10 protein-coding genes are annotated in these 12786 nt (G+C 70.5%); 7 read left to right on the forward strand and 3 right to left on the reverse strand.

The features are described 5' to 3' along the window. Positions 1–162: 162 nt before the first annotated feature. Positions 163–582 carry a cytidine deaminase gene (locus tag ACFE67_RS02195; RefSeq protein ID WP_375405237.1) on the reverse strand — a complete coding sequence of 140 codons (420 nt, stop codon included), beginning with the start codon at positions 580–582 and terminating at the stop codon, positions 163–165. Between the two features lie 132 nt (positions 583–714). Then, positions 715–1866 (reverse strand): mannose-1-phosphate guanylyltransferase, encoded by a 1152-nt coding sequence (locus ACFE67_RS02200; RefSeq protein WP_375405238.1) that lies wholly within the window; start codon positions 1864–1866, stop codon positions 715–717. A gap of 149 nt (positions 1867–2015) precedes the next feature. Between ACFE67_RS02200 and sdhC the strand changes: the two genes are divergently transcribed. The 5 genes from sdhC (at position 2016) to ACFE67_RS02225 (ending at position 7703) form a co-directional block, all read left to right on the forward strand. Next, positions 2016–2444, forward strand: coding sequence for a succinate dehydrogenase, cytochrome b556 subunit (gene sdhC / locus ACFE67_RS02205; protein WP_375405239.1), 429 nt, complete (start codon positions 2016–2018; stop codon positions 2442–2444). Continuing rightward, positions 2444–2887, forward strand: coding sequence for a succinate dehydrogenase hydrophobic membrane anchor subunit (locus tag ACFE67_RS02210; protein ID WP_375405240.1), 444 nt, complete (start codon positions 2444–2446; stop codon positions 2885–2887). The genes sdhC and ACFE67_RS02210 overlap by 1 nt, the downstream gene beginning before the upstream one ends. A gap of 107 nt (positions 2888–2994) precedes the next feature. Then, positions 2995–4815, forward strand: a complete 1821-nt coding sequence (gene sdhA, locus ACFE67_RS02215; RefSeq protein ID WP_375405251.1) for a succinate dehydrogenase flavoprotein subunit — start codon at positions 2995–2997, stop codon at positions 4813–4815. Positions 4816–4871: 56 nt separating this feature from the next. After that, positions 4872–5636, forward strand: a complete 765-nt coding sequence (locus tag ACFE67_RS02220; protein WP_375405252.1) for a succinate dehydrogenase iron-sulfur subunit — start codon at positions 4872–4874, stop codon at positions 5634–5636. Between the two features lie 117 nt (positions 5637–5753). Beyond that, complete coding sequence (locus ACFE67_RS02225) at positions 5754–7703, forward strand: hypothetical protein (protein ID WP_375405241.1); 1950 nt, start codon at positions 5754–5756, stop codon at positions 7701–7703. A gap of 102 nt (positions 7704–7805) precedes the next feature. Here the strand turns inward: ACFE67_RS02225 and ptsP are convergent, their stop codons facing one another. Next, a complete protein-coding gene (gene ptsP / locus ACFE67_RS02230) occupies positions 7806–9470 on the reverse strand; it encodes a phosphoenolpyruvate--protein phosphotransferase (RefSeq protein ID WP_375405242.1) in 1665 nt (554 codons plus the stop codon). A gap of 138 nt (positions 9471–9608) precedes the next feature. On the opposite strand from ptsP, the gene ACFE67_RS02235 reads away from it, so the two are divergent. Then, a complete protein-coding gene (locus ACFE67_RS02235; protein ID WP_375405243.1) occupies positions 9609–10856 on the forward strand; it encodes a YihY/virulence factor BrkB family protein in 1248 nt (415 codons plus the stop codon). Between the two features lie 171 nt (positions 10857–11027). Next, the coding region (locus tag ACFE67_RS02240; RefSeq protein ID WP_375405244.1) for a galactose oxidase-like domain-containing protein at positions 11028–12786 on the forward strand (1759 nt) is incomplete at its 3' end.

Here is a 12786-nt window from a genome sequence, read left to right on the forward strand (position 1 = left end):
CCATGGTGGGCGCCCGGCCGTGCGCGGCTGGTTCCCGGAGCGGCTGTCGGACCCGGGGCCGACGGTCAGCGTAGCCACGCCGTGTTTCGGGCGACGGCACAGGTGCGCTCTCGGCGCCGGATGGTTACCGATCCGAGACCCCGACCGGCGGAGCCCGCCGCGTCACCCCTCCTCCGGACGCCCCGCCCCGTACTCCGTGAGCTGGCGCGGCCCGAAGGCGTCCGGCAGCACCTGGTCGATGGTGCGGATGCCCGACACCGTCTCGAGCAGCATGCCGGGAGCGGCATGCTCCACGAGCAGCTGCCGGCAGCGGCCGCAGGGCATCAGGGCACGTCCGTCGCCGTCGACGCAGGCGAACGCGGTCAGCAGCCCTCCGCCGGTCATCACGAGCTCCGAGACCATCGAGCACTCGGCGCAGAGCGTGACACCGTAGGACGCGTTCTCGATGTTGCAGCCCGACACGATGCGCCCGTCGTCGACGATCGCCGCAGCGCCGACCGGGAAGCGGGAGTAGGGCACGTACGCCTTCCGCATCGCTGTCTGCGCCACCTCGCGCAACCGACCCCAGTCGACGTCCGTCATGTCGTCATCCCCTCGTCCCGACCCCGCTGGTCGAGGAGGCCGGCCACGGCCGTCTCGAGACCAGTCCGAACACGGCGATCTCCCGGTGGTCTCGAGATGGGCGCGGGGCGCCCTCCTCGACCAGCGGAGGGGTCACAGGACATCGGTGCGGCCCGACAGCTTGAGGGCGTCCACGACGCTCTTCACCCGCTGCGCGTGCTCGCTCGTGGTCACGAGCAACGCGTCCTCGGTGTCGACGACGACGATGTTCTCCACGCCGATCAGCGTGATCAGTCGGGCGCTGTCCGTCACGACGATGCCGCTGGAGGAGTCCGCCAGCACCCTGGCATGCTCGCCGAGGATGGCCAGGTCGCTCTTCCGGCCGCCCGACTGCAGTTTCGCGATGGAGGCGAAGTCACCGACGTCGTCCCACGGGAACTCGCCGACGACGACCGCGAGCCGGCCGGCTGCGGCCGCGGGCTCCGCGACGCTGTAGTCGATCGCGATCTTCTCGAGCGCCGGCCACACCTCGTCCACGACGACACCGCGCTCCGGGGTGTCCCACGCCTCCGCGAGACGCCGCAGCCCCGCGACCAGCTCCGGCTTCGACTTCGCCATCTCCTCCAGCAGCACGTCGGCCCGGGTGATGAACATGCTCGCGTTCCAGAGGTAGCGACCGGACTCCACGTAGTCCCTGGCGGTCGCGAGATCGGGCTTCTCGACGAACCGGGTCACCGAGTACGCCGCGGTCGTGCCGGGCAGGTCGAGCCTGTCGCCGCCCTCGATGTAGCCGAAACCGATCGCCGGCTCGGTGGGCGGGATCCCGATCGTCGCGATGTACCCGGCATCGGCGACCTGGACCGCCTCCACGACGGCCCGGCGGAACCGGCGCTGATCGCCGATCACGTGATCGGCGGCGAAGGAGCCGATGATCACGCCCGGCTCGCGGCGATCGAGGATGGCGGCCGCGAGCCCGATGGCCGCGGACGAGTCCTTGCCCTCGCTCTCGAGCACCACGTTCCTGTCGAGCAGCTTCGGCAGCTGCTCCTCCACCGCCGCCCGGTGCGCGCGCCCGCAGACGACCATCACCCGGTCGTCGCCGGCGATGGGCGCGAGCCGGTCCCACGTCTCCTTGAGCAGGGTCTGACCCGAGCCGGTCAGGTCGTGCAGGAACTTCGGTGCGTCCGCGCGGGACAGCGGCCAGAGCCGGGACCCGATCCCGCCCGCGGGGATCACCGCGTAGAAGCGTTCGACGGCCTCGGGTTCCGTACCGCGGCCGGCCCAGCGCATCGTTCCGTCGCTCATAGGGGCCAATGTAACGAGCAGGGCGGCTGACGACGGCTACGCCCCCGGGGACTCGGTGTTCGCCGCGCCCCCACCTCCTGGTCGGTGCGCCCCCGCGTCGAACGTAGGATCGACGGCGTTTGCACCGGACGAGAGGGCTGCGAGGAACGATGGTGTCTTTGAGGCCGGCGCCTGCGCCGAAGCGAGTCGCATTGCCGAAAGCGCCGGCGGGGACGGTCTACCGCGGGCACGAGGGCATGTGGTCCTGGGTGCTGCACCGCATCACCGGTGTCGCGATCTTCTTCTTCCTGCTCGTGCACGTGCTCGACACCGCCCTGGTGCGGGTGTCCCCCCAGACGTACAACGGCGTGATCGACACGTACAAGACCCCGATCCTCGGCCTCGGCGAGCTCGTGCTCGTGGCCGCGATCGTGTTCCACGCCTTCAACGGGCTGCGGATCATCCTGATCGATTTCTGGAGCGTCGGGACGAAGCATCAGCGGACCCTGTTCTGGGCCGTGATCGTGCTGTGGGCGGTCCTTATGGCCGGCTTCGCGCCGCGCCAGCTGATGGTGATCATCTCGGAGGTGAACGGCTGATGACGACGACGCTGCCTGCTCCCCGGACCGTCGGACCCCGCCGCAACATCGAGAAGTACGGCTGGATCTACATGCGCGCCTCCGGCGTCGTGCTGGTCGTGCTGATCTTCGGCCACCTCTTCATCAACCTGGTCGCAGGCCAGGGCGTGAAGCAGATCGACTTCGCCTTCATCGCCGGCAAGTACGCGACGCCGTTCTGGCAGGTCTGGGACGGCCTGATGCTGTGGCTCGCGCTGATCCACGGCGGCAACGGGATGCGCACGATCACGAACGACTACGTGACCAACCCGGCCGCGAACCGCCTGCTCAAGGGCGCCATCTTCGTGGCGGTCGCCCTCCTCGTCCTGCTGGGAACCCTGGTGATCACCACGTTCGACCCCTGCCCTGTGAACGCCGCCCCCGGCACGCTCAACACGACGGTCTGCCAGGAGCTCGGCCGATGAACGCACGAGTCGAGAGCAACCCGACGGGTCCGATCCGGCGCATCGTCGACGGCATCGCCCACCGCGCCGCCGAGGCGATGGCCCCGCCGAAGCGACCGTCCGAGACGATGGGCTGGACCGACGACGGTCCGGACGAGCGGGAGATCGACGGCATCCTCTACCACCGCCACGACGTCGTCATCGTCGGGGCCGGAGGCGCCGGGATGCGCGCCGCGATCGAGGCGGGCCCGAAGGCGCGGACCGCCGTGATCAGCAAGCTCTACCCGACCCGCTCCCACACGGGCGCGGCGCAGGGCGGCATGGCCGCGGCGCTCGCCAACGTGGAGGAGGACAGCTGGGAGTGGCACACCTTCGACACGGTGAAGGGCGGCGACTACCTGGTCGATCAGGACGCCGCCGAGATCCTCGCGAAGGAGGCCATCGACGCGGTCATCGACCTCGAGAACATGGGTCTGCCGTTCAACCGCACCCCCGAGGGCAAGATCGACCAGCGCCGGTTCGGCGGCCACACGGCCGAGCACGGCAAGACCCCCGTCCGCCGGGCGTGCTACGCAGCGGACCGGACCGGCCACATGATCCTGCAGACGCTGTACCAGAACTGCGTCAAGGTCGGCATCGAGTTCTACAACGAGTACTACGTGCTCGACCTGGCGATGACCGATGTCCTGGAGCACGGGAAGGTCGTGTCCCGCCCCTCCGGCGTGGTCGCGTACGAGCTGGCCACCGGCCGGATCCACGTGTTCCAGGGGAAGTCGATCGTGTTCGCGACCGGCGGCTTCGGGAAGATCTACAAGACGACCTCGAACGCGCACACCCTCACGGGTGACGGCGTCGGCATCGTCTGGCGCAAGGGCCTGCCGCTCGAGGACATGGAGTTCTTCCAGTTCCATCCGACGGGGCTCGCGAAGCTGGGCATCCTGCTCACGGAGGGCGCCCGCGGCGAGGGCGCGATCCTCCGCAACGCGTCCGGCGAGCGGTTCATGGAGCGCTACGCCCCGACCATCAAGGACCTGGCTCCCCGCGACATCATCTCGCGCTGCATGGTGCAGGAGGTCGCGGAGGGTCGCGGCGCCGGCCCGCTGAAGGACTACGTGCTGCTCGACTGCACGCACCTGGGCGCGGAGGTGCTGGAGACGAAGCTCCCCGACATCACCGAGTTCGCCCGCACCTACCTGGGCGTCGATCCCGTCGTCGAGCCGGTGCCGGTCATGCCGACCGCGCACTACGCGATGGGCGGCATCCCCACCAACGTGAAGGCCGAGGTGCTGTCGGACAACGACACCGTCGTGCCCGGCCTCTACGCCGCCGGCGAGTGCGCATGCGTCTCCGTGCACGGCTCGAACCGCCTCGGCACGAACTCGCTGCTGGACATCAACGTGTTCGGCAAGCGGGCCGGGAACAACGCGGTCGACTACGCCAGGGAGGCGTCGTTCGTCCCCCTGCCGAAGGACCCCGCGAAGGAGGTCCGCGAACTCGTGGAGCGGCTGCGCACCTCCACCGGGACCGAGCGGATCGCCGACCTGCGGAAGGACCTGCAGGAGCAGATGGACCTCACCACGCAGGTCTTCCGCACCGAGGCGTCGCTCGAGAAGATGACCGGGATCATCCACGAGCTCCGCGACCGGTTCCGGAACATCGGCATCCAGGACAAGGGCAAGCGGTTCAACACCGACCTGCTCGAGGGGATCGAGCTCGGCTTCCTGCTCGACATCGCCGAGGTCGTCGTCTACTCCGCGCGGAACCGCAAGGAGAGCAGGGGCGGCCACATGCGCGACGACTTCCCGAAGCGGGACGACGCCAACTTCATGAAGCACACCATGGCGTATTTGACGGGCGATCCCCAGTCGGCGGACGCCACCGACCACATCAAGCTGGACTGGAAGCCCGTCGTGATCACGCGCTACCAGCCGATGGAGCGGAAGTACTGACAATGACACTGAGTGCACTGAATGTGGCTGCGCTGCCGGGCGTCACCGACGCCGTCATGAACCCCGCGATCAAGCGCCGCCCCGCCGAGGGCTTCACGACGATCACGCTGATCATCCGGCGCTTCGATCCGGAGGTGGACGCCGAGCCGCGCTGGCAGGACTTCGACGTCGACACCCTGCCGACGGACCGCATCCTCGACGCCCTGCACCAGATCAAGTGGGACCAGGACGGGTCGCTGACCTTCCGTCGCTCCTGCGCGCACGGCGTCTGCGGCTCGGATGCGATGCGGATCAACGGCCGGAACCGGCTCGCCTGCAAGACGCTGATCAAGGACCTCGACACGACGAAGCCGATCTACGTCGAGGCGATCAAGGGTCTGCCGCTCGAGAAGGACCTCGTCGTCGACATGGAGCCGTTCTTCGCCTCCTTCCGCGCCGTGCAGCCCTTCCTCCAGTCGCACACGGCACCGCCGGAGGGCCGCGAGCGCCTGCAGTCCGCCGCGGACCGGGCGCGCTTCGACGACACCACGAAGTGCATCCTCTGCGCGGCATGCACCTCCTCGTGCCCCGTGTTCTGGACCGACGGCCAGTACTTCGGCCCGGCGGCGATCGTGAACGCGCACCGCTTCATCTTCGACAGCCGCGACGAGGAGGCGGAGGTCCGCCTCGACATCCTCAACGACAAGGAGGGCGTGTGGCGCTGCCGCACGACCTTCAACTGCTCCGAGGCGTGCCCGCGCGGCATCCAGATCACCAAGGCGATCAGCGAGGTCAAGGCGGCGACGATCCGACGCCCGGAGAAGATCAAGATCGCGATCTGACCCTCGATGGTCCAGGCGCGCTGATCGGGTGAACGGCGGCTCGCCGGTCGCTTGAGCGGCTGTGGCCGGACCCGCCCGTAGCGTCATCCCGCTGTGAGTCAGAGGTCGAAGAGGATCGTGTCGCGGAGGACCCGTGCCGGCATCGTCGCCGGTGCCGTGTCGCTCGTGATGCTGGCCGGTGCCCTCGTCGCCTCCTCGCCCGCCACCGCTGCGGCCCCGTCGGCGACCGCCTCCCCGACTCCGACGGCGACCGTCACGGCGGCGCCCGCGCCGCGTCCGACCGGGTCGGCGCTCGCGATCCAGCTCGCGCCCGGCGCCGTGCTGACACTCCCCGCGACCGATGGGCTGCGCGACCGCACGAGCGTCCGCGTCTACTCCGGCGCGCCCGGACGCGTCGACGTCGACGCGGTCCGGGGGAAGAAGACGGTCCATCTCGCCACCCGCGTCGCGCTGCGCTCCACCTCGACCGGCTGGCGACGCACCGTCGCGGTGAAAGCGACGGGGCTGGCCGCAGGCGGCTGGCGGATCCGGGTGCGGCGGTCTGCGGACCACTCCGTGGCGGCGCGCTCTGCACTGCTGCCCGTCGGCACCGGCGATCCCGTGCACGTCATCGTGAAGCCCGCCGCGCGCACCCTCTACCCGTTCAGGGACGGTGTGCTGGACACCGCGATCGTCACGGTGACCGCGACCGACGAGACGGCTGCCCCGCTCCCGGTGACCGGCACGATCCGGATCGACGCGGGCAAGAAGCACGTGATCCGGAAGCTCGCCGCGACCGGGATCGCCAAGCTGCCGATCACGGCCCTCACCCTCGGCGCGGCGACCGCCACCACGACGGTGACCGGCCCGAACGACGTGAAGGCGATCCGACTGACCGCCCTGACCCTGGCGCCGACCGGCGTCGGGTCGTCGCGCCTCGCCCGGTCGTCGGACACGGTGCAGCCCGTCGTCGACGGCCTGCTCGACTCGGTCGTGCTCACCACCTCCGGCGTCGCCTCGGTCGGCTCGACCGCGAAGGTCTCCGGCTCGCTGACCATCACCAAGGGCAGGACGGTGGCCGCGGTGTTCGTGGTGCCCGACGGCGCTCAGCACACCTACGCCTGGAGCGGGCGGATCGCCGGGAAGATCGTGCCGGGAACGTGGATCGTCACCCTGACGCTGACCGGCCCGCAGGGACTCCCCACCACGAAGACGACCATGCTCGTCGTCACGAAGGACCACCTGCCGTATGCCGTGCAGGACATGTTCACCGTCGCGGCGGGCAACCAGCAGGGTCTCGCCGTGCGGAACAACCTGTTCTCCGTCGGCTTCGACATCGGGAACGACCAGTCGCGCATCGACGTCTACGACGGAGGCGGACTGCTCACCTCGTCCCTCGGGCCGCTCCCGATCCCGCACATCGCCGAGCTCGCGTACTCGACGACGACCGGGATGCTCTACGCGGCGAACGGTGGTGCGAACCTGCCCACGAAGATCTGGGTCATCGATCCTGCGGATCCCCAGTGGGGCATGGGTGCGCCGACCGACCCTGCCGCGGTCATCCGCACATCGTGGGATCTCGGCACCCTCGGCAACAACGCCATGGTCGCCGTCGACGACGCGAACAGCCGTCTCCTCGTGTTCTCGGGCTCGACCGGGAGCTTCCGGATCACGCCGCTGAGCCTGACCGACGCCCCGGTCGCGAACCCCGACGGCACACCGGCCACGAACGACGATGGCACCGCGAAGGTCATCCCGGCCGGCACGCCGGGGACCTCCGTGCCGATCGCCATCACGGGCGTCCCGCAGGGCGTCGACCTCGTCGGCCAGCAGCTCTGGATCTACACGAGCATGAAGAAGGTCAACCACATCGCGAAGTACGACCTGAGCGCGAGCACGCTGCTGACGGCCCCGGCCGCGATCACCGAGTCGGACCTGCACTGGGCCGGCGAGGGCGAGGGCTTGGCGACCGTCGCAGCGACGGACACGAACACCGGACTCCCGGCCTGGATCTACGTCGGCGCGCACGCGCCGCTGCCGGGCGGCCCGAACCGCCTCGGCCAGCTCGTCCCGGTCGCCGACGAGTAGCGCCGCACCCTCCGTTTTGTAGGAACCTCCTTCCTACAAAACGGAGGTTGACCTGACTCTTCGTTTTGTAGGCAGGGTGTGCCTACAAAACGGAGGGTGTGCTCAGGCGGAGGCGGGGACCTTCGTCACCGCGGCGGCGGCCGCTCGGGCGGCGGCGGCGCTGCTCGCGCCCAGCGCGGCGGTCGCCCGGGCCTTCGCGTCGTCCATCGTCACGGTCAGCAGCTCCGCGCGCACATCCGCGAGCGCGGCCGGCGTCATCGAGAGGCTCTTCGCCCCGAGACCGACGAGCACGACCGCCAGCCCGGGATCCGCGGCAGCCTCGCCGCAGATGCCGACGCTCTTGCCGGCGGCGGCGGCCGCCGCGCCGACCTCCGCGACGAGCCGCAGCACGGCGGGGTGCCACGGGTCCTGGAAGCCGGCGACCGAACCGAGCAGCCGATCGGCCGCCAGCGTGTACTGGGTCAGGTCGTTGGTGCCGATCGAGACGAATTCGGCGGACTCGAGGATCTGCGGGGCGAGCAGCGCCGCTGAGGGCACCTCCACCATCACACCCGGCTTCGTGATGCCGAGCTCACGGGCCAGTGCGACGAAGTACTCCGACTCCTCCGGCTCGGACACCATCGGCGCCATCACCCACAGGTCCGCCTCCGTCGCCGCGGCCGCCTCCGCGAGCGCGGTCAGCTGCTCGCGGAGGATGTCCTCGTGCACCCGCAGCACCCGCAGGCCCCGCAGGCCGAGCGCCGGGTTCTCCTCCTCGCTGTCGTTCAGGAAGGAGAGCGGCTTGTCGGCTCCCGCGTCGAGCGCGCGGACCACGACCTTCTTGCCGGGGAACGCCTTCAGCACCGCGATGTACTGCTCCTTCTGCTGCTGCACCGTCGGCGCCGACGTGCTGTCGAGGAACAGGAACTCGGTGCGGAACAGCCCGACGCCCTCGGCGCCGAGCTCGGCGGCCTTGACCGCGTCCTTCGCGCCACCGATGTTGGCGAGCAGCTGCACCGGCGTGCCGTCGGCGAGCGCCCCCGGCGTGATCGGGGCGCTCAGCGCGGCCTTGCGCTCCTCGATCGCCGCCAGGGTCGCCGCGACGGTGTCCGCATCGGGGTCGACCTCGATCGCGCCCGTGCCCGCGTCGACCACGACGACCTGGCCGTCGTGGAGGGAGTCGGCCTCGCGGACGCCCACGATGGCCGGGATCGACCGCGCGCGGGCGAGGATCGCGGTGTGGGAGGTGGGGCCGCCGTCGCGCGTGATGAGCGCGAGCACCTTCTCCAGGTCGAGCAGCGCGGTGTCCGCAGGCGCGAGGTCGCGGGCGACGAGCACGAACGGGGTGTCCGACTCGGGGATGCCCGGTGCGGGCACACCGGTCAGCTTGGCGATGATGCGCTGCGCGACGTCGCCGAGGTCCGTCGCCCGCTCGGCCATGTAGCCGCCGAGGCCGACGAGCATCACCTGGAACTCGAGGAAGGCCTCGTGCACCGCGCGCTGGCCGGTACGGCCCTGGCCGATCCGCGCGACGACGTCGTCGACCAGCGTCGGGTCCTCGGCCATCAGCGCCTGCGCCTCCAGCACGCCCTGCGCGTCTCCGCCGGCGCGATGACCGCGCTCCGTGAGCTCGGAGGCGACCTGCTGCAGGGCGCTCTTGGTGCGTGCGATCTCGGCGGTGGTATCGGCCGGCGATTCACCCTCGGGCGGCTCCGGCAGCGGATCCGGCATGCGCCGCACCGGGCCTGTCGCCAACGCCCTACCGACGCCGATCCCTGAGAGCCGCATCGCCCGCCTCCTTCGCCGTGCCCTGTTCGAAACCGTGAGCAGTGTATTGCCGGAGGTGCGGCCGACGAACAGTGGAGAGTCAGGAATCCGGGCCCGGCCCAGCACCCGGTTCCAGCGGATGCTCGATAGCCTCTCGACATGGCCGACTCGCCCAGCGACCAGGGGGTTCGCGACGACCAGGTCGCACCGGGCGCGTCCGACTCGGCGCCGGCGACCCCCGAGCTCCCGACGGGGATCGCCGCGCTGATCGCACGGGTCCTCGCGCTCCGCCCGGTGCGGGTCTTCCTGCACTACACGAACGACAACGGCCCACTGATCGCCTCGGGAATGACCTACCAGGCGTTCTTCGCCCTCGCGGGCGCCCTCTGGTTCTCGTTCGCGGTGCTCGGGTTCGCCCTGCAGGGGAACGCCCTGCTGCAGGATCAGGTCTTCGGTGCGCTGAACCGGTTCCTCCCGAACCTCATCTCCTACTCCGGCGACACCAAGGGCGTCATCGACGGGGCGGACCTGGTGCGGACGAGCGCGCTGACCTGGTCGAGCGCGCTCTCCCTGCTCATCGTGCTCTACACGGCGGTCGGCTTCCTCGGCACCCTCCGCACGGCGATCCGGATCATGTTCGGGCTGCCGAACGAGGAGGGGAACCCGGTCCTGCTCAAGCTGCGCGATCTCGGACTCGCGGTCGCGTTCGGCGCGGTCGTGCTGCTGACCGGTGCGATCACAGTCCTCAGCAACGCGGCGCTCGACCTCACCCTCGGTGTCCTCGGACTCGGACAGGCCGGTCCCGCCCAGCAGGTGATCACCGCGGTCGTCGCCGGCCTGCTGCTCGCCGCGATCGAGTCGGTGATGCTCGCGGCCGCGTTCCGGATCCTGTCCGGGGTGACCGTCCCCGGCCGCCGGCTGGTGGTGGGCGCACTGATCGGCGGTGTCGCACTGGCGGTGCTGCAGACCGCCGCCTCCGGCCTGCTGCACCTCGGCACCAGCAACCCGGTGATCGGCGGGTTCGCCGTGCTGATCGGGCTGCTCGTGTTCTTCAGCTTCGTCTGCCAGATCATCCTGCTGTCCGCCGCCTGGGTGGCGGTCGGGATGCTCGACGCCGGCATCGACCCGATCATGCTGTCGCCCGCTCAGCGGGCGCGCCGCGAGGCCGAGCGGCTCGAGGAGGCGAGGCGGATCGTGGCCGACGCGGATCGCCAGGCGCTGCAGCAGCGCCTCCGCGCCTCACGCGGCCTGCAACGGTGGCGCCTCTCTCGCGCCCTGCAGCGCGAGGTGCGGGCGGAGGCGCGCCGCCGGCAGGAGGCGCCGGTGACGGACGAGTACCGGGACGTCCATGAGGCGACGGGCGACCGCGATCCCGACGTGCAGCAGGCGGACGGCGCCGTCCGCTGACGACGACGGACCCGCTGTCGCGGCCCGCCCCCTCTTCGGGGGTGTTGACCCCGACGGGGAGCCCGCTTAGCGTCCTTGGCGACTCGGCCACCCACCGAGTCGATCCCGGTCACCCAACCGCGATCTCGGTCCGGTCCCCTACCGGGCGCTCCCCACCCAGGAGATTCCCCCTTGCTCCCCTCCCCCGGTACGACGCTGCCTGCGCGCGCCCGTCTCAGCCGCATCGCAGTCCCGACCCTCGTCGTCGGCAGCCTGATCGCCACCGCGTTCGCGACGGTGACCGCTCGGCCCGAATCCGCTGCGGCCGCGGCCGTCGGCACGTACACGATCGGCCCTACCGCGATCGCATTGAACCAGTCGACCGACCCGGAGCTCGGCGTGATCACGCCGACCGCCGACGCCGCCGACGCCGGCATGTTCGGCTCGCAGCAGGCATGGCCGCTGCTGGCGCTGCACGCGTCGCTGGCCCGGAACGGCCACGTCATCACCTACGGCTCGCCACTCGGCGCCTCCACGCAGAACGGCGTCGCGTACGACGACTGGGACCCCAGCGCCGGATTCGGCGCCCACGTGGACACCGCGTCGATGCACGGCTACGACAGCTTCTGCAACTCCGCGGTGACGCTCGCCGACGGTCGGCTGCTCATGGTGAGCGGCCAGTACAACCCCGCGAGCTCCTCCGAGATGTCGACGATGCTCTACGACCCGCTGACGCGGTCGCAGGACATGGGAGCGGACCTGGCGTACAAGCGCTGGTACGTGACGGCGCTGCGGCTGACCGACAACCGCATCCTGCTGCTCGGCGGCGGCGACGCCGGCAACACGCAGACCTACCAGAACCCGGACGCGAATGCGGGAGTAGCGACGACTCCGGAGATCGGCACCGGGACCGGGGCGTGGCGGCAGCTGCCCGGTGCGGAGAGCACGATCCTGTTCGGCGCACGGGACAACCACTGGTGGTACCCGCGCGCCTTCAACGCTCCGACCGGCGGCGTCGTCGGCTTCTCCGGCGATCTCATCTGGACGCTGTCCACCGACGGCGCCGGATCCACGAAGCAGGTCGGCACGCTGCCGTTCAACCCGCGGGTGTCGGGCTCGCAGGTCATGTACGCGCCGGGGAAGATCCTGGTCGCGGGCGGCGGCCAGAACGAGCAGGCCGACGGCATCGTCGCGAACGACGACGCCGCGGTCGTGGACGTGACGACCGCGACGCCGGTCGTCACCCGCACCGCGTCGATGGCGCACCGGCGCAACTGGTTGAACCTGACGGTCCTGCCGACCGGCGACGTGCTGGCGAACGGCGGCACCATCACCGGCACGGCGGCGGGAGAGGCGAACTCGGTCAAGCAGGTCGAGATCTGGAACCCGGAGACCGGCACGTGGCGCACCGGCGCCTCGGCCCAGCGCACGCGCACCTATCACCAGACCGCACTGCTGCTGCCGAGCGGCGGTGTGCTGACGGCGGGAGGCGGAGGCGCCACCTACACGGGGAGCGGTGCCGTCTTCGGTCCGGAGAACAATCTGAACGCCGAGATGTTCTACCCGTCCTACCTGTTCACGAAGTCCGCGACCGGCGCCGTCACGTGGGCGTCGCGTCCAGCGATCACCGCGATCTCCGGCTCGGCGACCTACGGAGGTTCCGTCGGTCTCACCATCGGCGGCGGACGCGCGATCAGCAGCGCGTCCCTGATCTCGGTGCCCACGGTGACGCACGATCAGAACACCGATCAGCGTCGCATCCCGCTCGACATCACCCAGAACGGCGCGACGGTCACCGCGACCCTGCCCGGCTCGGTCGACGCGATGCCTCCTGGCGCGTACGAGCTGACCGTCGTCGACGGGAAGGGCGTTCCGTCCGCAGCGCAGATCATCACGATCCGCGAGGGCGCGGCGGGTCAGGTCACCGTGGCTCCGGGGAACGCGGACGCGG

Source organism: uncultured Amnibacterium sp., from assembly GCF_964244015.1.
Classification (GTDB): domain Bacteria; phylum Actinomycetota; class Actinomycetes; order Actinomycetales; family Microbacteriaceae; genus Amnibacterium.

Coding starts and splice junctions, on each gene's coding strand:
- ACFE67_RS02195 (WP_375405237.1), bottom strand. CDS start 582: ATGACGGACGTCGACTGGGGTCGGTTGCGCGAGGTGGCGCAGACAGCG.
- ACFE67_RS02200 (WP_375405238.1), bottom strand. CDS start 1,866: ATGAGCGACGGAACGATGCGCTGGGCCGGCCGCGGTACGGAACCCGAG.
- sdhC (WP_375405239.1), top strand. CDS start 2,016: ATGGTGTCTTTGAGGCCGGCGCCTGCGCCGAAGCGAGTCGCATTGCCG.
- ACFE67_RS02210 (WP_375405240.1), top strand. CDS start 2,444: ATGACGACGACGCTGCCTGCTCCCCGGACCGTCGGACCCCGCCGCAAC.
- sdhA (WP_375405251.1), top strand. CDS start 2,995: ATGGGCTGGACCGACGACGGTCCGGACGAGCGGGAGATCGACGGCATC.
- ACFE67_RS02220 (WP_375405252.1), top strand. CDS start 4,872: ATGAACCCCGCGATCAAGCGCCGCCCCGCCGAGGGCTTCACGACGATC.
- ptsP (WP_375405242.1), bottom strand. CDS start 9,470: ATGCGGCTCTCAGGGATCGGCGTCGGTAGGGCGTTGGCGACAGGCCCG.
- ACFE67_RS02235 (WP_375405243.1), top strand. CDS start 9,609: ATGGCCGACTCGCCCAGCGACCAGGGGGTTCGCGACGACCAGGTCGCA.